The following is a 21,420-nucleotide window of genomic DNA, read 5'->3' on the forward strand; positions in this document are numbered from 1 at the left end:
ATAAATTCAATGGATTCTAGGCAAATAAACCCAAAATTCGAGTTAGTTATCATGCTGAAATGATTATTATTTTGAAAACCGCATGAATATAAAGTGAAATTTAGAATATCGCGCATTTTATTTGAAGATAATGAATTTAAATCAGAGCTGCGAAAACAACTCTGATTTAAGCGATAAATATTACTTTAAGTAACTTGAGGCATGGTATAAAAGCGATAAAGCAAATATACTAAATACAGGTATTTTAACTGGTTTAAAGTGAACAAGTTTATAACCGATATTGACGATACATAAAACAATTAACGCAGGATAACAAACTTCTAAAATAGGAGCTAAAAAAGCAATAATTCCTGTAAAATTCAATGTTGAAAAAATGAAAGAAACAACTAGAGTGAGAATGAGAGAGTTATGATAAGAAATCTTTCCTTTAGAAACATCAAAATGTAAAAATTCTGCAAAAACAACTGCAAGTGCAATGGCTGTAGTTAGACAGGCTAATGCGACGGCAATCGAAGCGACAATTCCTGCATTCGGACCTAAAATTTGGTGAGATAAAGTTGCTAAAACTTGTTCTTTAGAAACTTCAGCGAGATTTTCGCTGTTATAGGCAGCAACATAGCTAAATCCTAAGTAAACCAAACCTAGCAAAAATGCCCCAATACAGCTAGCTTTTAGAGTTAATATTATCATTTTTTTATAATTAACATGTTCATGCGTTTGTGGTTCAACCCCTTTTTTCAAGCAAGCTAGTACGACTGAACAAAAAAAGAATGCTCCTAAAAGATCCATTGTTTGGTAGCCTTCTTGTAGTCCTACTAAAAATGTTTCATAAGGTTGATGAATTGAAGCAGGCAAACCATTTGCTTCCCAAAAACCCTTTAAAATAATAATAAGCAAAGAAAATAAGAGAAAGGGAGTTAAGACATACCCTAATACATCGATAATGTTATTTTTGCGAAAAGTGAATAAATAAATTAAAATACAAGAAATAATACTAAAAGGAATCAGTTCTAAATGAGGAATAGCAAGACTAATCGTAGAATAGGAAAGAGCGATACATCGTGGTAAAGCTCCAAATGGGCCAATTAATCCCATGATAGTAAGAGCTATTAAAAAACCAGGAATCTTGCCTAAACGATTAAAAAAAGCTCGGTAATTTCCGTCAAAAAGAGTCATTGCAATCAGACCGAGAAAAGGAACTCCGACAGCTGTAATAAGAAGTCCAATAATAGCATATATATTTTGATCTTTTGCATGTTGCCCTAATGCGAGCGGGAATACAACATTTCCTGCTCCAAAAAACATTGAGAACATAGCAAGGCCAGTCGCTAAAGTATTTGACCTTGGTGAAGGCTTTTTCATATATTTCCTTTAATTTTCACTCTGTAAGATGAGTTTATCGATAAAAAATCAAAATAGTTTAATAATAGTAACGAATCATAATGAATTAATTTAAAATGGATAAGGGGAGATAAAAAAACAGTCGTATGTATATGTGCGCTTAGCGCACACTAATGACATGAAGGAGAGAAGAGTTTAAAATAAATTTTAAGTGCAACATCTGAAAAATATTGTTAAATTTAATAAAAAATTTAATGTTTCAAGCTTTTAAAGTCAACGTTGAATTGCTAAGTAAATACATAGTGATTTATTTCTATTCTAAATACCCAAACCTTTCTATAGGGAAAAAAATATTTTTGGGAATAACAATCCTTACTTGAATTTATTTAGCTGATACAGCAAGAAAGAAAAAAATCAAAGCAAAAATTATTGATATTCAATGATATTACTGTATGATCTTGGTATCATCTTGACTTTTGATCATCGAACGGAGTATGAACTTAGGTAATTTTAAGAAATGGATAAAATATGAAAAGAGAACCGCAAGCTGTTAAAATTGCTCCATCGATTTTAGCGGGAGATTTCGGGCATCTAGCAGATGAAGCTAAAAAAGCTGAGCAAGCAGGAGCAGACTCACTGCACTTAGATATTATGGATGGACATTTCGTTCCGAATTTAACGATGGGTTCTCAAGCAGTCTCTGCTATCAATCGAGCAACAAATTTGTTTTTAGATGTTCATTTAATGATTTATAACCCATTTGACTACATTGAACGTTTTGTCCAAGCTGGAGCTGATAGTATTACTTTTCATATGGAAGCAACAGAAGATGTAGAAGAAACACTGGCTTATATTCGAAAATGTAATATACGAGCAGGTTTGGCATTCAATCCAGAAACATCTGTTTCTATGATACCTAAATATTTAGATAAATGTGATATGATTCTCTTGATGACTGTCAATCCAGGTTTTGGAGGACAAAAATTTATCGAAAAAGTGCTAGACAAAGTGCAATTTACAAGGGACTTGTGTAACCAGCTTAATATTCGAGCAGGGGGAGTGACCCTTAAAGATAATTCATCAACGGGTCATCAACTTCCTCCTTTTGATATTCAAGTCGATGGAGGGATTACTCATTTGAATGTAAGACGTTGCGTAGAAGCGGGGGCAAATGTTATTGTGGCAGGAACAAGCCTTTTTAAATCTCCAAACTTTGCCGATGCAATAAAGCAAATGCGGCAGTCTGCCGAAGGTCATTAAAAAATTAATAAATTGTTAACAGATAACTGTAGGAATTATGGCGACAAGTAATCAATTGACTCCAGGAATGACACTTTCCATTAACAACAAACTTTATCGTGTTGAATCCAGCGTAAAAGTAACAGTTCCTAAAGGGACTCCTTTTATTAAAGCTAAACTAAAAGATTTGAGCAATAATGAAATGGTTGAAAAAAGCTTTAAGCTGAATCAACCGATTAAAGATGTGTCATTAATTGAACGTCGCTTAGAGTTCCTTTATCCTGAAGGAGATGAGTATCTTTTTTTGGATGTTGTTAATTTAGACCAGGTCCTCGTTCCAGCTGAAATCGTGAGTGGCAAAGTTAATTATCTCAAAGAAGGGGTCGAAATTAAAGCTTTTTTTTATGGAGAAACAATCTTTGCTGTCGAGCTTCCGCAGTTTTTAGAATTAATGGTTGCTAAAACGCATTCGGATGACGAAAATGATCTAGCTAATGGAGCAAAAATTGCCATTTTAGAAACAGGGGCAAAAATTGAAGTTCCACCTTTTATTGAAACAGGAGATATTATCAAAGTTGACACTAAAACTGACGAATATATTCAACGTGTTTGATATTTAAAAGTGAAAATTAAGGGAAGGATAATCAAGTGCTTATGATAAAGATAAACAGGATCCATTCATTGATTATCGAGTTTATATTAAGTCTAAATGAAATATTTACAGAAACGGCTCCTGAAGCTATTTTATTAAAACAAACTGAAATTTTGACTTCGACAATCTCAGCGAAATTGATTCTTGAGCAAAATTCGCCTGCAAAGGCAAAAATTTTTAAATTTTGCCCTGAGGTAACAACAAACTATTGCTTACTTTGGTCGTTTTCCTTATCGAAATGCTATTTTAGGTCGAGATTCCGACCCTTAAAGGAAAAATTTACTCAAGTCAACAAGGGACAAGCCCTTTTTAAGATGTTCTCATTTTTATTTAATTAGAAAGGAAATCGACGTGGAATTAAAACACATCAAAGAACTTATGGCAGTGATGGGGCGAACAGGAACAAAACGGCTCCAACTTAAACAAAATGAATTTGAATTGATACTCGAACGACAAGAGAATGGGCATGGACGATCAATAGCTGATTCCACACTAATCGATTCAGAAGAACAAATTAGAACATATTTACAACAACGTACGGATCAGGCCCTTTCCCATGGTGCCGAAATGCCAACTGCCCGCCCTCCAATTCCTATTGCTGTTGAAGCTCCCAAAGTCGATACTAATAGCCTTTATGTCACATCTCCTATGGTAGGAACTTTTTATGGAGCCCCTTCACCTGATGATCCAAGTTTTATCAAAGTGGGAGATCGAATCGAAAAAAATAGTGTGGTTTGTATTATCGAAGCGATGAAAGTAATGAATGAAATTAAAGCAAATGTCTCAGGAGCAATAGCTGAAATCTTGGTTGAATCAGGACAGCCTGTAGAATTTGGTACGAAACTTTTCCGAATCGTTGAGTAATTTTTATTTATGCAAAAAGTTCTTATCGCTAACAGAGGCGAGATTGCCGTTCGAATTATTCGTGCTTGTCACGATTTAGGTCTTCAAACTGTGGCTGTTTATTCGCAAGCAGATGCTGAAGCCTTACACGTTCTTCATGCTGACGAAGCCATTTGTATTGGAGAAGCCCCTTCCCATAAATCTTATCTTAAAGTGCCAAATATCCTTTCTGCTTGTGAAATTACCGGAGCTGATGCGATCCATCCGGGTTACGGTTTTTTAAGCGAAAATGCAAATTTTGCCTCTATTTGTGAAAGCTGTGGCTTAAACTTTATTGGACCGGCTCCCCAATCTATTGCATTGCTTGGTGATAAAGCTAAAGCTAAAGCAACAGCAAAAAAAGCTGGTTGTCCTGTTATCCCAGGCTCAGATGGAGTCGTAGTGGATATTAAAGAAGCTTTGAAAGACGCAAAAAAATTAGGTTTCCCTATTTTCATTAAAGCTGTTGCGGGAGGTGGCGGGAAAGGAATTCGGATAGCTTACAACGAAGAAGAGTTTACTAAGCTATTTGCAGCTGCACGAGCTGAAGCAGAGGTAAGTTTTGGGAATCCAGACGTCTATTTAGAAAAAATGATTATGAATCCTCGACATATTGAAGTGCAAGTGTTAGGGGATAAATTTGGTCATTATATTCATTTAGGAGAAAGAGATTGCACTACTCAACGACGCAGACAAAAACTCATTGAAGAGTCTCCAAGTCCGGTTCTCAGTCAAAAAATGCGCCAAAAGATTGGTCAAGCAGCTGTCAATGTTGTTAAAGAAGCAAATTATTTTTCTGCGGGAACAGTAGAATTCCTTTTAGACAAAGATCAAAACTTTTATTTTATGGAAGTAAATACACGTATTCAAGTTGAGCATACGGTCACAGAAGAATTAACAGGTATTGATCTTGTAATGGAACAGCTCAAAATTGCTCGTGGAGAAAAATTGATTTTAGAACAAAAGGATGTAAAATTCACTGGTCATGTAATTCAATTTAGAATTAATGCAGAAAATCCTAGCCACAATTTTGCTCCCTCTCCTGGAAAATTAGAATATTATCTTCCTCCTGGTGGCCCCCATGTTAGAGTTGACAGCGCTTGTTATTCAGGATATTCCATTCCTCCTAACTATGATTCAATGATTGCTAAATTAATTGTGAAGGGTAAAGATCGTACAGAAACTATTGCAATAGGAAAAAGAGCTCTAAGTGAATTTCATATCGGAGGAGTTAATTCCACAATACCTTTTCACCTTTATATGCTAGAAGATCCAAAATTTTTAAATGCAGATTTTGATCTGACTTATATCGATAACCTAATTGCAGAAGGTAATCGCTTTGAATTAGAATAGATATTGTCCAGTCTTTTGCTTAAAATTTATAAGAAAAGAATTCTAAAATATATATTCCTTGTAAATTTTGAGCAAAAATATTGAATTTATTGGTTCACAATAATGCCTTTTTTGCAGAGGCCTTCAAACAAATTTTTCATTTAACTTCATTGAAAAATAGTCTTTAATTTTTTGTTTAATTAAACAACTCTTTATTATTTCTTAATTGCTTTGTAAGATATTCGTGAAATATTTAAAAAAGCTTGCATAAGAGATTTTTTTACAAAAGTAATTTTAGAAATAGGTAAAAAGAGCTTTCAGTTTGATTTAAATAAACTATAAAAACTATGAATATCGAGAATTAATAATGAAAATAAAATTTTATCAACTAACTAGTGTCTTAATTGTGGCTTTTTCATGGAAATTTTTGGCTGCCGCTGAGATAGCCGAAGAGCAATTAACACCATTAGAATTATCATACATTGAAGAAAAACGGTTTAAAGAAATTCCCACAGAAGTTCATGCGCTTTTGCAGTCTACTGGACAAAATCCCATTAATTTTGATGATGAAGAGCTTCTTTACCGAATTCATAATGATGCTTACTACGCACCAATGGCTATTTCTGGAAATGCCGATGTCATTCAATTGAATGACGGTTCACATTGGTCTGTTCATCCTTATCAAAGAGAAATAATACGTCACTGGGTACAAACAGACATCATTTTTATTAAGCCCAAATCTTCTTGTTTTTCTAACTATGCCTATGTCTTACAAAATCGATCGACTCGTGAAATTGTTGAAGTAAATTTGATTGGTGCTCCACAATCTATGGGTTCGGCTACTCGTTGGATTGTTAATTTTGAGCCTCAAAAAAAACTTATCCAATTAAACGACAATACCATTTGGCAAATTAATCAAGACGACTATACTTTTAGGAAATGGCATATAGGTCAATTAGTATTAGTCGGCGTTAATAACCATTGGCGTATTGCTCAATTCCCACATATTTTGATTAATACTGCCTTGTATGGTGTTCCTTACAGTGAAGCAGAATTTATTGGTTATCCCGCTTATTAATAATAAATTAATTAGAAAGGTATCAAATAATGGATCCTATAAATATTTTCAGATCATGGACAACAACACATAGAAATGATTTTCCTTCGCACACAATTGTAACTGATGCAATTATGGCAGTTGCAACGAGTGTAATTTCATTAGCTTTTGCCGACGCTTATCAAAGACAGTCTCCTCAATTTTCAGCAATATTGAGAATCGTTCCTGTGATAGCTGTGGCTGTATGGGTAATTAGAAGACTTGATTTTAATGCTGTTTACCTATCGCCAACTTTTTCGACAGAGCTGAACACTTTCGATCAACCTCATTACCAAAGCAATCATTTTGGAAGAGTTTGGAATTGGTGTAGCACTCCATACTATTGGGCAGCCAAAAGAATGTATTTACTTCCATTTATTCCCTTTCCTGTTATCAGTTCTGTACCTAGAAATAGGCAATATGACTATGAAAATAATTATGATGTACCAACATATTCAAGCCATTTTCCAGTAATAAGGAATAATGAAATGCATCTACTTCCTTCAAGGCGCTTTTCTGAAGTGAATCATACCCCTGCAACACCATCCCCATCTTTTCGAGAGAGCTCGTATTCATCCATGCCTTTTCCTAATGTAGCTCAACCCTTTAAGACATCAAGTGTATCAACAAGTGCGAGTTTTTCTAGAAATACGTTTGGAAATATGCAAGAACTTCCTCAAACACGTTAATTTTAGTGAATAGGATATGCGATATCGGCTGCTTAATACTACGAATTTTATTTAAATGTTTAAAAATTTTTTAAAGCTCGATCACGTTGATAATGACGTTCAATTCCGTTTGCAACTTCTTCTGGATCATCCGTAATTTGAAACATTTGCAAATCACAGGGAGAAATACATCCATGAGCGAGCATGGTATCTTCCATCCAAGCAACCATTTTGTCCCAATAAGCTTTACCCATTAAATAAATAGGAAAGGCTTTGATTTTTTTTGTTTGGATGAGTGTTAAAGCTTCAAATAGTTCATCCAAAGTTCCTACCCCTCCAGGTAAAAAGACATATCCTTGCGCGTAGCGAATAAACATCACTTTTCTAATAAAAAAGTAGCGAAAATTAAGTCGATATTTGAAATCGATAAATCGATTCGGTTCACTTTCAAACGGGAGATCAATCGCAAGGCCACAAGAATGGCCTTTGGATTCTTGAGCACCTTTATTAGCCGCTTCCATAATTCCCGGCCCACCTCCAGTGATAATCGCGAAGCCTTTCCGTGAAATATGTCTTGCAACATCAACTGCTAAATTGTAGTAAATGGATTCTGGCGGCAGACGAGCAGATCCAAAAATAGAAACGGAAGGACCTAGATTTGTCATTGTTTCAAAACCATCGACAAACTCTGAAATAATTCTAAAAACACGCCAAGAATCATGGGTAAAAAGTTGTTTTTCAATTTCAGGATTTAAAGCCATTGAGAACCCCATGAATTCGTATCGCTTCGGTTTTCGCCGAAATTAATTTTGTAAATTTCTTGTTTCTGCTTCTTTTTGCCTATTTCAGTTGGTTATGTCAATAAAAAATTTGAAAGTTTATAATAGGGGATTTATAAAGAATGAGAAAGAATTAGCTAGAAGAATAAAAAGCTATTTAATCGAAAATGAATTTAGATTGACAGCGAAGTTTGACTATTATTAAATAGTTTAGCCTTTATAGATTAGAGATCTGGAATGGCTTATTTATGCTGGAGGAGAAGAGTGTTTGTTAGTTTTAGGCAAAATTCGAGAAAAAATGCGTTCCATTCGAGTTTGCTTAGCTTGACTATCTCCATGATGAGCTTTGCCATTTGCCACTTCATGAAGATTTTCAATGGCAATAAATGCCTTAGGATCTTCTCGTAAAATCAAATCTTTGAGCTCTGCTAATTGAAGTCTTTCTGCAATGACATAAAGAATTTCACGCTCATCCCCAGAAAAACCCCCACGTCCGTACATAATAGTCAAACCCAATCCAAGTTCGTGGACAATCGCATCGGCTATTGCTTTTGATTTTGAAGAAATAATTAAAACGGATTTTGTTTCATCCAAACCGACGATCACCGAATCCATAATTTTAATCACGACAATATAAGTGATTAAAGACATGAGGGGAGGATGCCAATCTTTAAAAACAAATCCTGCTGCCCCAAACACAAAAATATTGCAAACTAAAACGACTTGACCAACAGTAAAGCCCGTTTTACGATTAATGATGATTCCTAAAATTTCAGTTCCATCCAAACATCCACCTTCGCGGATAATTAAGCCAAGACCAATTCCTAAAATAGCTCCGCCAATCACAACAACTTCTAAGCTATCTCCTCGAAACTGAATATGCAGCATATTGCTGATAAAAATCATTGAAGCAGCAAATAAAAAGGTTGCGAAAAGCATGTGAAGAACAAAGACTTTTCCAATAGATCGGTAAGCTAAAACAAGAAAGGGTAAGTTTAGGAGAATTAAAAGATAAGGAATTAACGATTGTCGAAAAACGTTTCCTAATATCATTGCGACTCCGACAATACCACCATCAATCAAATTATTTGGAATAAAAAAAACTTCTAAAGCAAAAGCGGCTAAAAACGCTCCTATGGCGATCCAAAGGTAAGTAATAATCATTGAGAGAATGGAACGTTTCGAGGGGTGAGAAACATGCATAGTGGAACGCCCTTAGAGGATGAAAAAAAACTAAAACTTTAACTTCGCAAAGACAGTCATCAATAGAAAAAAGGGAATTTTAAACTTACAGATCGAAAGAATGATTGAAGCGAACTATCTTAAAAATAGAACGCGGGAGACGGGACTCGAACCCGCAACTTCCGGCGTGACAAGCCGGTGCTCTAACCAATTGAACTACTCCCGCATTTGCAAGTATTGGGCGCAAAAGGACTCGAACCTATGACCACCTGTGTGTAAGACAGGAGCTCTACCAACTGAGCTATACGCCCTGCAAAATAAGCCTAGAGATTACATGTTCAATGAATTTAGCACAAGATACTTTTTTTATAATATTTAAAATATTCATAAATTTTTAATATTAAGAAAATTATGAAATGACTGTAAAAAGTATGGTTAATTTTATAACATTTATCACATGACATTTTAGATCTTTCTTTTAAAAACCTAGATTTTTAATGGCAATTTAAACATCTTTTTTTTAAATAAAACTTAGGTTATAGCCTTGAATCGTTACCGGCATGTATTTTTTTTAATAGGCTGCTTTCTTTTTTTGACTAGTTGTGGACCTAAATCTTTAGAAGATTATAAAGAAGAAGGTAAAGGGATTACTCGCTCCCTTATCCAAGAGTTGCGAGAAATTCGAAATAGAGATCAATTACTTGCTTCGACGAGCCTTTTACAAAAAAGATTTGATCAATTGGTTTTTGTAATGATTGGAGCTAGAGAATTTCAATATAAATACCCTAATATGGAATCTCATGAATTGACTCTAGCCGACCATGAACTTAGTGATAAATTAAGAATAGAATTAAACCGAATTTACCACATCGAAGGCGCTAAACAAATAATAGAAAAATGTCAAGAAATGGCCTTAAATCGTTTAGATGCTTGCGAAAAAAAATTAAGTAAATAATTTGAAGAGTAAGCCTTATGAAAGAACGGATTAATGTATTTGCTGAGTCTCTGCAAACACTACTTTTGGACGCAAAAGAGAAAGGCATGACAATTGAATCACTGATTCGTAATTTAGCTAAAAAAGGGCAGGCCGTTCTCTTGGTTTTATTAAGTCTGCCTTTTTGCCAACCTATTCAAATTCCCGGCTTTTCCACTCCCTTCGGAATTCTTCTCATATTTATTGGATTGAGAATAGGGTTTGGACATCAAATTTGGCTTCCTAGATGGATTTTAGGGAAAAAAATTCCTTATTCAGTTTTAGAAAAAATTGCAAAATTAGCATTAAAAGTAACAAATAAATTGCGCTATTTTGTTTATCCTAGGCTTCCAAATCTGGTAAAAAATCCTATTCTATTAATTTTCCATGGGTTAATGATTGCTATTTTGGGATTTGTCTTAGCTTTGCCATTGCCAATTCCTTTAAGTAATATTTTAGCTGCTTATCCTCTACTTATTTTCGGATTAGCGATTTTAGAAGACGATGGTGCGGCAATTCTTATTGCCTATGGATTAAGCCTAGTATGTTTCACAATACTTGCGGGTTTAATCTGGTTAGGAAAAGAAGGAGCCTCTAGTTTTTTTGATTTTTATGTTTATAGATAAAAACATACAAGCCTTTACATATTCCCTTCCTCATTCTCATAGTTTTTTATACATAAAACAAGTTTTACAAGAACTCTGTTCTGTTTTTTCTTTCTTTTTTATATAATAATCAGAAAAATGTGCATGTTTTCTCTTATTATTTATTTTATGCATATAAAAAAGTAGAATTAAATCTTTTAATTTAAATCAGTTGAAAAAGGCTTTCTTAGTTTGATTCAATAGAACTACAGCTTCAAATTATTTTAGATTAAAGTTTTAATTTTATGCGTACGCAATTAGCAGTTAATGAAATGAAGGAATCTCATTGTGAATGTTTTAGAAAAGAGAGTGGAAAATCAAGTTCAATTTTGGTCACTTTTAGGTCCATTTTTAATTCTTCTCTCGATAGCTGTTTTACTTTTTAAGGTCTCTTCACATTGGTATTTTCCTTTAAGTGCTTTAATTGGAATTCCTCTATGTGTCAAATGGAAAATAAAGGGCATGGCAGCTGCACTTGGCTGTCTGTTATCTTTTTCTGTTGTAGGCTATCTTTCGATTGATTTGGATGAGCAATTTTGGCACGTTGGAATGGCTTTAGCAATGGCCTTTTCTTTCATTGTTTTGACCCTGTCTTTAGAAGAGGTTGAGGGGTTGGTTGATAAATTACAACTTGAGTCTCAAAGCCGTTTAGACAATTTTTTACGTTTAGAAGAAAAGCTAAAGACAATGGAACATACCTGGTTTGTAGAAAAGGAATCCATTCAAGGCCAGGTTATATCTCTTACAAATGATCTTACGCAAATTCAAGATGAAAAACAGACATTTTATAAGCTCGCTTTACTTTCTAAAGATGAACTTTCTCACTTCAAAAGTGAACATGACAAACTTTTACAGGAACTATTTTACAAAAAGCAGTCAATTGCTCAGTTGAATGAAAAATTGCATGATTCAGAAATGCATTTACAAGAATATATCAATACGGATTCAGCAAGTACAATTTCTAAACTTAAACAAAATATCTCTAACTTAGAAGAAGAAAAAGAACTCATTGATTCGCAATTTCAAGAACTCAAAAAAGATCATGAGCACTTATTGGAAGTTTTTTATAAAAGCCAGCAGAATGAAAAAGAATACTTAAAACAGTGTGAAGATTCTCAAAAAGAAATCGAAAGCCACCAGATTTTAATTAAAAATTTTCATGATCAATACCAATGTTTAGAAAATGAGAAAAATGATATTCAATCCCATCTAATATCTGTGCAAACTCAATTGGAGCGAACAACTTTTCTTATTCAGCAAAATGAATCATTTATTCAAATACAAACCCATAAAATTCAACAATTGGAACAATTGTTGGAGCAAAGAGAAACTGAAATTCAGTTGCATGCAGAAACAAAGATTTCATTGCAAAATCAACTTGTTGGAGAAGAAATTTTAAAAAAACATGGGGAAGATTTAAAGTACAAGTTAGAGCAGCTTCAAACTCAACATGATCAAGAAAAAGACACACTTGAACAACAGCACCTATTTCAACAAAACCAACTACGGGGGCAGTTAAATCAATTAATGCAAGAAATTGATGATTTAAATAGTCAAACCTTAAATTACCAGGCTCAAGGCGAGAAAATTCAAAAAATTCAAGTGCAGCTTCAGTTGTCTCAAGAATTAAATCAAGAATTAGAGCAAGATTTAGAGGAGCTTCGTAAAAAGCTTTTAACTTACAAACAAGAGCTAGATGAAAGCAATCAGCATCTGATCGAAATAGATTTATTAAAACAAAGTAAGCTCGGATTAGAACAAGAATTAGGTCTGATCACTGAGCAATTGAAACAGAGTCAACAAGAAGTAGATCAGTTAAAAACTGTAGAAAACCAATTGATTTTAATGACAGAAAATAATCAGTTGCTAGAAAAAACTGTCGATCAACTTAAAAAAGAATTTTTAGAGTTACAAGAAAAAACAAGCTCTTTTCAATTATCTGAACAGCATAAAAATTTTACGGAAATTCAATTTCGCAAAATGGAAGGCCTTTATCTTCAACTTAGAAAGCAATTTCAAGAAAAATCAATGGTCCTTGACAAAACACGACAAGAGCTCTTTTTGACTCAAGAAAAAATGACTAGCTTATACAAGTCTATCGAAGAAGAACAGATTTTTGATTTTTCCGAAAATGAAAGGTTTTTACAAAAAGATTTACATATTTTATCGGTAGAGTATGAGAAAGCCATTTCAGATTATAAGGATGAAATAGACGAAATGTCAGATTTGATCTCCATTTTATTGAAACAATGCTAGATTTATCTCAAAACTTGGGGTTGGTTTATTCATTTAGAATCCCTATAAACTATCAGCAGCTTTACACCAAATAGTGAGAGGTTGATTTGAGACTGAATCAAAAATTTAGCTATAAAAGCAAGAAATAACTATTGAAATTCGAATAAACTTACAAAAACTATCTTTTCCAATTTGTCAAAATTTCATGACCATCTTCTGTGACTAAAAGCGTGTGTTCCCACTGTGCACTTGCTTTCCCGTCTTTTGTTCTTGCCGTCCACTGGTCAATAGGATCAATAATTGCTTCTCTTGAACCAGCATTGATCATCGGTTCAATTGTAAATGTCATCCCAGGAACGAGAAGAATAGAATTATAATTGCGATGATGAGAAATTTGAGGTCCTTCATGAAAATTGATACCGACACCATGCCCAACAAATTGATAAACAACTGAACAGTTCTTTGAATGAGCATAATTTTCTATTACCTCTCCAATTGCTGAAATGGCAATCCCTGGTTTTATTATCTCTATCGCACACATTAAACAATTATAAGAGACGTCAACAACGAGTCGTTTTTCTGTGTCAACTTCGCCAATCATCACCATGGCACTGCAGTCGCCATAATAACCATTTAAAATGCATGTCACGTCAATATTTAAAATATCACCCTCTTTAAGAGGAATTTCATTTGGAATGCCATGGCAAATAACATCATTTAAAGAGGTACAAATACTTTTGGGAAAGGGAGGATGCCCATAATTTAAAGGAGCTGGAATCGCACCTGCAGCATCATGCAGTTTATGAGCGTAATCATTGAGCTCTTGTGTTGTGACACCCACTTTTGCTTTAGCGCATGCTGCTTCTAAGATACGACTTGCTAGATGACAAGATGCTCGGATTCCATCAATTTGTTTTTGATCTTTAATAATGATGCGATGTTGGCGTAAGTATTCTTCACGGGTGCTTTCTTTAGATTTTCTTTGTGGAGAGCTTTCATTTGGATAATGACATTTTTTCCATTTTTGACCACTTCCACACCAACATATATCGTTTCTACCGATCATAAAAAATTCCTTTCTGCATTCAATAATCCTTATTTAAAATAAGGATATCTAAAAAATTATCTTTTAAGCAACCTTCATATGCTAAACAAAGTTTGCAAAAAATGAGTATATGTTTCAGACAAATGATTGCATATTTTTAATAAATTCATTAAGTTGCATAAAACATTAGAGAATTCTTCTTAGGCATAAAATGAAAAAAGCTTTCTCAATGAATGCTTAAGAAAAGTTAGATAGCAACCCCTTTTTCTTATTTGGAGTTTCGCATGTCAAAAACGTCCCCATCTCATTTTTTTAATTATTCTGCTAGTAAAAAGCTTCAAGAATTAGCTAAGCATCCTCTTGATTTAACTAAAGAACTTACTCCAGAAAGAGTAACACAATATGTCGCGGAAGCTGGTGGATTTAAACTACTTTACGGAACAGAAAGAGTAACAAATGATGTTTTGGCCGCGTTAAAACAATTGTCTGAAGAATCTCATGCTTTAGATAAAATGAATCGCATGCAAGATGGGGAGGTAATGAATTTTATAGAGAGGTTTCCTTCAGAAAATCGACCGGCATTGCACACAGCAACAAGAGATTTATTTGACTATCCTAGGACCGCTAAAAAAGCTCAAGAAGCGGCTCAATTGGCGAAAGCTGAGCTTGAAAAACTTCGTCAATTTTTAGAAAAAAATGATCAGAATTATCATTTTACAGATCTTGTTACAGTTGCCATTGGAGGGTCTGATTTAGGGCCACGAGCTCATTATCATGCTCTGGAGCACCTTTTAAAACCCGGTCATCATGTTCATTTTATTTCCAATGTAGATCCTGATGATGTAGCAGGTGTTTTTAGAAAAATTCCTGATTTAAAGAGAACGCTTGTTGCTGTTGTTTCAAAATCTGGCACAACGCTTGAAACAGCAACTAATGAAGAATTGGTGCGCGAAAAATTTAGACAGGCGGGTCTAGATCCTAAAAAACATTTTGTTTCAATCACAATGCCTGGAACACCAATGGATAACCAAGAACAATATCTCAAAACTTTTTATATGTGGGATTGGATAGGAGGACGTTACTCAACAACTTCCATGTGCGGAGCTTTAATGTTATCTTTTGCCTTTGGAATCAATACCTTTTGGGAATTTCTTAAAGGTGCGCATGAAATGGATAGAATTGCTTTAGAAACCAATTTGAATAAAAATTTACCTTTATTAGCTGCCCTTTTAGGGATTTGGAATCGCAATTTTTTAGATTACCCTACTGTGGCTTTAATTCCCTACTCTCAAGCATTATTGCGATACACTGCTCATATTCAACAAGTAGACATGGAATCTAATGGAAAGCATATTGATCAGCAAGGGATCATGACTAACTTTCACACTGGACCAATTATTTGGGGTGAACCCGGGACGAACTCGCAACATTCTTTCTTTCAATTAATTCATCAAGGAACAGCGACGGTTCCCGTGAGTATTATTGCCTTCAAAGAAAATCTTTACGGAGAGGATCTAGAATTTCAAGGTACAACTTCTCAAGAAAAGTTATTATCAAATCTTTTTGCTCAAAGTCTTGCTTTAGCAACAGGGCAAATCTCAGAGAACCCAAACAAAACATTTTTAGGAAATAGACCGACAAATATTTTATTGGCTAAAAAACTTACTCCTTATACTTTAGGGGCTCTCCTTTCTTTTTTTGAAAATAAAGTGGCTTTTCAAGGATTTATTTGGGGAATTAATTCATTTGATCAAGAAGGGGTTCAATTAGGCAAAGTTTTAGCTAATCGTTTAATAAATGAGTTTGCTAATCAAAGAAAAAAAACAAAACCTTCTTCTTTTGCAATTGGTGAAGCTTACTTGAAACATTTAGATCATTTTAGCTAATATAGATCTAAATCTCGGGTTTATGGCTTGGGCATCATTTAAGTATTAAACTTATTGTTTTGTTTATGCGAGCTATGAGTGAAAAATAAGTGGATGGAAATGAATTCTTTATTTCAAATTGAGATTCCTAAACGCAATGGATTATGTTCTGGTCACGCGGAAAGACTTCAAGCAGGCATGGAATATTATTCGTTAATTGTTGAAGGGGAAGATCAACAAGTGATTCGACAAGATTTTTGTGCTGCTTGTTGGCCTCATGCACTTAAATCGGAGCTATTTTTGAAAAAAAAGGGTTTTTGGAAATCAAAAATTGAGCATAAAAAAAATGAAGTGCCTTCTTTACGTTTCGATCGCGCTTTACATCTTTTAAAAGAGCTACTTGAACACCCCTCTCAAAATGAGGAAGAAATTTTTATTTTAAGTGTATTTCTTTCTCATTCAAAAAAATTAATATTAAGACAAGAATTTGAAAAAGAAGGAAGTCAATGGGGATTATACGAAATTGCCCATCAAGATGAATTTTTGACAATTAAAATTTTCCCTCTTACCACTTTAGAAACAGAAAAAGTACAAAAAAAATTAGCCGAAAAGTTAGGTGATGGCCAAAAAATTAAGTCTCAACACTTATGATTAGAGACTTAGAAGATTTTTTTATTTATTTAGCTTCAGAAAAAGGATTAGCTCAAAATACTTTAGAGGCTTATCGAAGAGACCTTTTCTCTTTTGCAACCTTTTTGAAACAACGTTCAGTAAATAATTGGTCACAGATTCATTTGCAAGCTATAATTGATTATTTAGCTTTAAAACAACAACAACATTACGCCTCAGCTTCTATTTGTCGAGCTCTTATCGCCATTAAAGTTTTATTTCGCTTTTTAAAACGAGAAGGAATGATTACGACAAATATTCTTCTTCTGATGGAAACCCCTAAACTTTGGCAATTAATTCCAGATGTTCTTTCTTTAGAAGAAATAGATCGTATATTAGCCATACCTAACATTCAAACATGGAGAGGAGCACGAGATAAAGCAATTTTAGAAACTTTATATGCTTGTGGATTACGAGTATCAGAACTTTGCCAATTGAAAATTTATGATGTGGACGATACTTTTGTGCGAGTTTTAGGAAAAGGTGGAAAAGAAAGAATTGTTCCCATCGGGCAACAGGCAATTGCAGCCATCGATGGTTATTTGTCTTTTAGAGAAGGGGGAGAAAATTCCAGAAATGAATTCCTTTTTATCACGAAAAAAAGTAAACCGCTTACTCGTGCTCTTGTTTGGAAACTTGTCAAATTTTATGCCCGTCAAGCATCTATCTTCAAATCCATTTCTCCTCATACTTTTCGGCATACGTTTGCGACTCATTTATTAGATCATGGGGCAGACTTAAGGGTTATTCAAGATATGCTTGGACACGCAAGCATCAATAGCACAGATCGATATACTCATGTTAGTCAAATACGCTTACAACAAGCTTTTCAAGCTTTTCATCCGAGAAATTGAAGAAATTTAAATTTGTTGTTAAGGTACAACTGCATTCGCTGAATTAGGTTGTTGACGTTGCTTGCAGCGATGGAAAAGATATGTTCCACATTTCGCTGAATAATAAAGCGTCGCGATGACAATTGATGTTGGTAGAGTATAAACAGCAACGAATGTTCCTATACCCCAAAAAGCGATCTGTTCAGCAAAGGATTTTTGAGCAGAGTAAATTATATTAACTTTTTCTACAATTTCGCGTACATGACGTTCAAGAACAACCCCTATAGTAAAACCCATTAGAAATAGATTAGGATGAAGGTAAAGGAGACAAACAACGCTAATAGATTGAATGATAACGTCTAGGGCTACACGATGAGCAATTTTCGTTGTGATGTCGGTTAAAATTTCAGCTGCATCTATCGTTGAGCCAACTAAAGTATGATTGGTATAATATTGAATTCTATCAAGCATGAATATTTCCTAGTTAGAAAATGATTTAAGAGCTCAAATTATCTTAGCTAAAGTTTAAATTTTCATTATTCAATAATAAAATCGCGTTAAATTCGATGAATTATAAGGACATTATAATATATAGTTTTTAATTTTTTTGACAATAGGTATTTAATTGAGCTTAAGCCTTTACAAAGATTATCATATAAATAAATGTAAAATTGTGCGGTTAGGTAGGAAATGTAAGGATAAGAGTAGGGAATGCAGATTCCCATACTCAGATTCATTTCAAATAAAAAAATATTAGCGATCGTCTTCGCTTTCAACTTCTTCTTCTTCAGTAAATTCATCTTCTAAATTACTCAAAAAAATTTCGTCCATTAAACTATTTAGTAAGGTTAAGTGAGCAGCAATATCTACTTTAGTTTTTGTATCTAATGGCTTACCAGCTGAAAGAGAAGAGGCTTTATTTTCAATAATTGTGATCACTTCTTCAACAAATTTACCAATAGGTTCTAAAGAGTCATCTTCTTGAACAGCTGAACTGATATCTTGTCTCGCTAAAACTAAATCTTCTTTAATTTCGGATAATTCTGGCAATTGAATGAAATCTTGGCTCATAAATATACACCGTCCTTTAAAAATGGGTGATTGCTAAAATTTTTTATTCATTCTGTGTTCTTTTAACCTTATCATTTGCAGAAATCATTTCTCTGGTCAATCTGAAAAAGCTTAAATTTAACACATAGATAAATGATAATAGGGTCTGACTTTAATCCATGACTTCTATTTTGACAAGAATAAAATGATAATTATTTTATTAATAGAACTAATATAAAAAAAAGACCAAATCTAATAAATTTAAAATATAAATTATTTTATTTATAAATATTTCAACTTTCAAGTGAAAAAACCCAAGCTTTAGCGAGCTAAATATTTATTGAAGCAACAAAGAAAAATTTGACATGTTAAAAGATTTCTAATAGGTTAACAAATTTGACGGCTTTGAGTCAGAATGTCTAGATATTTTTTGAGTAATAAAATTTTAAACTTTCGAATTCTCCGACAATACATTTGGAAAAAGATTATGAAAGATGATGTAAGTGAGTTTCAGTTATCAGAAAAAGCTAAAGAAAAATTAAAGAATAAAAAACTTCTCAAAAAAGAGTTGGCAGAAGGTAAAACTGCTCAACAGATCATGGAACTTCAAGATTCCACGATGGCAAAGTTTTATGGAGCAGCTTATTATTTATTTGAGCATAAACGCTATGAAGATGCCGCACACGCCTTTTTATTTTTAGCGACTTTAAATCCCTATATTCACGATTATTGGCTGGGTTTGGGGATGGCTACTCAAATGTGTCAAAATTACGAAGCTGCTATTGATGCTTACGAACTAGCAGCTTTTTGTGATATCAACAGCCCTGTACCCTATTTTTATTTAGCAAAATGCTTATTTGCCATCCATGATCGCGAAAGTGCTTTGCAAGCTTTAGATTTAGCTATTGAAACAGCGGGAGAATCTGAAGAATATACAGATTTGAAAAAACAAGCTGAAGAGGCAAAACGTATTTTATTAAACGATTAATTTTAAACTCGTGATCTTTGCCTCTCTACACTGATTTGAAAGAAGCTGTCACTGTTAGATAAAATTTTGCAATCCTTACTTATGCATTCGAATCAAAAAAGATGGAGTAAGAAGAAACCTTTACTATTACGTTTATCAAAATACACGTATTTTACAGGAAGAGGGGGGGCTTCATCATTAAGATAATTTTTTATTAATTGAGTGGCTGCGTCAGAAGTCACCAAATGGGAAGAAAAAAATTAAAATCTCAAATTCAATAGTTAGTTTTGTAAAGCGTTTTTGATGTGGAAGAAAACCAGTGCAAATAGCTTTTGACTTGGTAAGAATTATCAAAGAAAAAATTTTGCAGGTGTTTTAACATGAAGGTATTGGTTTTCTTTGTTAACTTTTCGATTCAGGAAGATAATTGTAAAAACTTTTGTTGCCAATTAATTGTGCACCCCTTTTTATACAAATAAATTCTGCTAAATTCTGCGATTTTCTTTTTAATTTTTTTTATCTAAAACAGCTAGAGCTTGCGCGATTAAATCAGCAAGCTGTTTGTGTTAATAAAGCCATGACTGCTGTTTTATTAAACCATAATAATTCCATTTCCTCAGAAAATTCTAAGGTTCACTGTCTTCATTTTAAGCTAGATAAATTCAATTTATTACCGACTTTTTTCTTTATTAAGAAAGAATTCTGAGGTTACCCATCCTCAATTATTCAGCTTCTTAAAAAAAGATTGACATCTGCAAGATGATTATCTAGAAATCAAGACATGATGTATTTTGTTATTTCAATATATAAGAGTTTTAATTGGTTTAATCTGTTTAAAAACGTTAAAGGAGCTAACTATGGTTAAAGTTTCAGGATATGCCGCTCAGCAAGCGACAACACCTTTAACTCCATTCACATTTGATCGACGCGAATTAAGATCAGAGGATGTGCAAATAGAAATTCTATATTGTGGGGTTTGCCATTCCGATTTACATACAGCGCGCAATGAATGGAAAAGTACAATTTATCCTTTTGTTCCTGGTCATGAGATTGTGGGAAGAGTTTTAGAAGTTGGTAAAGATGTTAAAGATTTTAAAAAAGATGACGTAGTTGCTGTTGGATGTATGGTCGATTCTTGTCGAACTTGCTCTAGTTGTAAAGAACATTTAGAGCAATATTGTGAAAATGGACCAGTTTTTACCTATAATAGCTATGATAAGTATGATCAATCCATTACACAAGGAGGCTATTCAACCCAAATCGTTGTAGACCATCAATTTGTTCTTCATGTTCCAAAAGAATTTAAAGAAAAAGATTATCCAGGTGTAGCTCCTTTACTTTGTGCAGGAATTACGACTTACTCACCTTTGAAGCATTGGAATGTTGGAAAGGGAAGTAAAGTAGGCGTCGTTGGTCTCGGAGGTCTTGGGCACATGGCCATCAAATTAGCCCATGCAATGGAAGCTCATGTTGTCCTTTTTACTACATCAAAAAATAAAGAACAGGATGCGAAAAGATTAGGAGCTGATGAGGTTGTTATTTCAAAAAATGAAGAAGATGTTAAAAAACATAACGCTACTTTTGATTTTATCCTCGATACAGTGGCCGCTTCCCATAATTTAGATCCTTTGATTGCTTTATTAAAAAGAGAGGGAACTTTATGTTTGGTGGGTGCTCCTGAATTTCCTCATCCTTCTCCTACTGTCAGCCAACTTATTTTTAAACGTAGGCAAATTGCAGGATCTTTAATTGGAGGAATTCAAGAAACGCAAGAAATGCTCGACTTCTGCGCGAAGCGTCGAATTACGGCCGATGTGGAAGTCATCCCGATCGAGAAAATCAATGACGCTTATGAGCGCATGCTAAAGGGTGATGTTAAATACCGCTTTGTCATAGACAGCGTATCTTTGAAAAAGTAGGGATGCAAGCTACCAATGTGTAAGTAAACTCATTGGTAGCAGGTTGAAT

Annotated in this window: 20 protein-coding genes, 2 tRNA genes and 1 pseudogene; 15 read left to right on the top strand and 8 right to left on the bottom strand. The window is 33.9% G+C overall.

From position 1 onward, the window contains the following. Nucleotides 1-180 precede the first annotated feature (180 nt). Nucleotides 181-1,362, bottom strand: a complete 1,182-nt coding sequence (brnQ, locus tag PC_RS03680; protein ID WP_011175317.1) for a branched-chain amino acid transport system II carrier protein — start codon at nucleotides 1,360-1,362, stop codon at nucleotides 181-183. Nucleotides 1,363-1,869: 507 nt separating this feature from the next. On the opposite strand from brnQ, the gene rpe reads away from it, so the two are divergent. The 7 genes and pseudogenes from rpe to PC_RS03715 all read left to right on the top strand — a co-directional run bounded on the left by rpe (nucleotide 1,870) and on the right by PC_RS03715 (nucleotide 7,231). Continuing rightward, nucleotides 1,870-2,601 carry a ribulose-phosphate 3-epimerase gene (gene rpe / locus PC_RS03685; protein ID WP_011175318.1) on the top strand — a complete coding sequence of 244 codons (732 nt, stop codon included), beginning with the start codon at nucleotides 1,870-1,872 and terminating at the stop codon, nucleotides 2,599-2,601. Nucleotides 2,602-2,638: 37 nt separating this feature from the next. Continuing rightward, the gene (locus PC_RS03690) at nucleotides 2,639-3,193 is read left to right on the top strand and encodes an elongation factor P (RefSeq protein WP_011175319.1); all 555 of its coding nucleotides are present in this window, start codon (nucleotides 2,639-2,641) and stop codon (nucleotides 3,191-3,193) included. A gap of 243 nt (nucleotides 3,194-3,436) precedes the next feature. Beyond that, nucleotides 3,437-3,502, top strand: a pseudogene (locus tag PC_RS10315) (DUF924 family protein); the annotation flags it as partial. Nucleotides 3,503-3,583: 81 nt separating this feature from the next. After that, entirely contained in the window at nucleotides 3,584-4,096 is a 513-nt protein-coding gene (accB, locus tag PC_RS03700) for an acetyl-CoA carboxylase biotin carboxyl carrier protein (protein WP_011175321.1), read from the top strand. A gap of 9 nt (nucleotides 4,097-4,105) precedes the next feature. Further along, nucleotides 4,106-5,467, top strand: a complete 1,362-nt coding sequence (gene accC / locus PC_RS03705) for an acetyl-CoA carboxylase biotin carboxylase subunit (protein ID WP_011175322.1) — start codon at nucleotides 4,106-4,108, stop codon at nucleotides 5,465-5,467. Nucleotides 5,468-5,813: 346 nt separating this feature from the next. Then, nucleotides 5,814-6,524: a hypothetical protein gene (locus PC_RS03710; RefSeq protein ID WP_011175323.1), complete on the top strand. Its 711-nt coding sequence runs from the start codon at nucleotides 5,814-5,816 to the stop codon at nucleotides 6,522-6,524. Between the two features lie 29 nt (nucleotides 6,525-6,553). Further along, the gene (locus PC_RS03715; RefSeq protein ID WP_011175324.1) at nucleotides 6,554-7,231 is read left to right on the top strand and encodes a hypothetical protein; all 678 of its coding nucleotides are present in this window, start codon (nucleotides 6,554-6,556) and stop codon (nucleotides 7,229-7,231) included. 59 nt (nucleotides 7,232-7,290) lie between these two features. Here the strand turns inward: PC_RS03715 and PC_RS03720 are convergent, their stop codons facing one another. The 4 genes from PC_RS03720 to PC_RS03735 form a co-directional block, all read right to left on the bottom strand. Then, nucleotides 7,291-7,971, bottom strand: coding sequence for an LOG family protein (locus tag PC_RS03720; RefSeq protein WP_039357756.1), 681 nt, complete (start codon nucleotides 7,969-7,971; stop codon nucleotides 7,291-7,293). A gap of 264 nt (nucleotides 7,972-8,235) precedes the next feature. Next, complete coding sequence (locus PC_RS03725; protein WP_011175326.1) at nucleotides 8,236-9,192, bottom strand: YitT family protein; 957 nt, start codon at nucleotides 9,190-9,192, stop codon at nucleotides 8,236-8,238. Nucleotides 9,193-9,323: 131 nt separating this feature from the next. After that, nucleotides 9,324-9,397 (bottom strand) — tRNA-Asp (locus PC_RS03730). Nucleotides 9,398-9,409: 12 nt separating this feature from the next. After that, nucleotides 9,410-9,482, bottom strand: a tRNA-Val gene (locus tag PC_RS03735). 233 nt (nucleotides 9,483-9,715) lie between these two features. Here PC_RS03735 and PC_RS03740 point away from each other — a divergent pair. From PC_RS03740 to PC_RS03750, 3 genes are all read left to right on the top strand, one after another. Then, a complete protein-coding gene (locus PC_RS03740; RefSeq protein ID WP_011175327.1) occupies nucleotides 9,716-10,126 on the top strand; it encodes a hypothetical protein in 411 nt (136 codons plus the stop codon). Nucleotides 10,127-10,143: 17 nt separating this feature from the next. Further along, nucleotides 10,144-10,770, top strand: a complete 627-nt coding sequence (locus PC_RS03745) for an exopolysaccharide biosynthesis protein (RefSeq protein ID WP_011175328.1) — start codon at nucleotides 10,144-10,146, stop codon at nucleotides 10,768-10,770. A 306-nt stretch (nucleotides 10,771-11,076) separates the two neighbouring features. After that, a complete protein-coding gene (locus PC_RS03750) occupies nucleotides 11,077-13,044 on the top strand; it encodes a coiled-coil domain-containing protein (protein WP_011175329.1) in 1,968 nt (655 codons plus the stop codon). 157 nt (nucleotides 13,045-13,201) lie between these two features. Here PC_RS03750 and PC_RS03755 read toward each other — a convergent pair whose 3' ends face one another. Next, a complete protein-coding gene (locus PC_RS03755; protein WP_011175330.1) occupies nucleotides 13,202-14,089 on the bottom strand; it encodes a methionyl aminopeptidase in 888 nt (295 codons plus the stop codon). A 263-nt stretch (nucleotides 14,090-14,352) separates the two neighbouring features. Here PC_RS03755 and PC_RS03760 point away from each other — a divergent pair, with 263 nt between their 5' ends. From PC_RS03760 to xerD, 3 genes are all read left to right on the top strand, one after another. Further along, the gene (locus PC_RS03760; RefSeq protein ID WP_044044896.1) at nucleotides 14,353-15,954 is read left to right on the top strand and encodes a glucose-6-phosphate isomerase; all 1,602 of its coding nucleotides are present in this window, start codon (nucleotides 14,353-14,355) and stop codon (nucleotides 15,952-15,954) included. A 99-nt stretch (nucleotides 15,955-16,053) separates the two neighbouring features. Beyond that, entirely contained in the window at nucleotides 16,054-16,584 is a 531-nt protein-coding gene (locus tag PC_RS03765; RefSeq protein WP_044044898.1) for a hypothetical protein, read from the top strand. Beyond that, nucleotides 16,581-17,456 (top strand): site-specific tyrosine recombinase XerD, encoded by an 876-nt coding sequence (xerD, locus tag PC_RS03770; RefSeq protein WP_011175333.1) that lies wholly within the window; start codon nucleotides 16,581-16,583, stop codon nucleotides 17,454-17,456. The genes PC_RS03765 and xerD overlap by 4 nt, the downstream gene beginning before the upstream one ends. An 18-nt stretch (nucleotides 17,457-17,474) precedes the next feature. Here xerD and PC_RS03775 read toward each other — a convergent pair whose 3' ends face one another. Together PC_RS03775 and PC_RS03780 are read right to left on the bottom strand one after the other, a co-directional pair. Beyond that, complete coding sequence (locus PC_RS03775; RefSeq protein WP_011175334.1) at nucleotides 17,475-17,906, bottom strand: hypothetical protein; 432 nt, start codon at nucleotides 17,904-17,906, stop codon at nucleotides 17,475-17,477. Nucleotides 17,907-18,188: 282 nt separating this feature from the next. Next, nucleotides 18,189-18,506 (bottom strand): hypothetical protein, encoded by a 318-nt coding sequence (locus tag PC_RS03780; RefSeq protein WP_011175336.1) that lies wholly within the window; start codon nucleotides 18,504-18,506, stop codon nucleotides 18,189-18,191. Nucleotides 18,507-18,972: 466 nt separating this feature from the next. Between PC_RS03780 and PC_RS03785 the strand changes: the two genes are divergently transcribed. After that, a complete protein-coding gene (locus PC_RS03785) occupies nucleotides 18,973-19,473 on the top strand; it encodes a SycD/LcrH family type III secretion system chaperone (protein ID WP_011175337.1) in 501 nt (166 codons plus the stop codon). An 836-nt stretch (nucleotides 19,474-20,309) separates the two neighbouring features. Further along, nucleotides 20,310-21,371, top strand: a complete 1,062-nt coding sequence (locus tag PC_RS03795) for an NAD(P)-dependent alcohol dehydrogenase (RefSeq protein ID WP_044044902.1) — start codon at nucleotides 20,310-20,312, stop codon at nucleotides 21,369-21,371. Nucleotides 21,372-21,420 lie beyond the last annotated feature (49 nt).

Source organism: Candidatus Protochlamydia amoebophila UWE25 (assembly GCF_000011565.2).
In the GTDB taxonomy this organism is placed as follows: Bacteria; Chlamydiota; Chlamydiia; order Chlamydiales; family Parachlamydiaceae; genus Protochlamydia; species Protochlamydia amoebophila.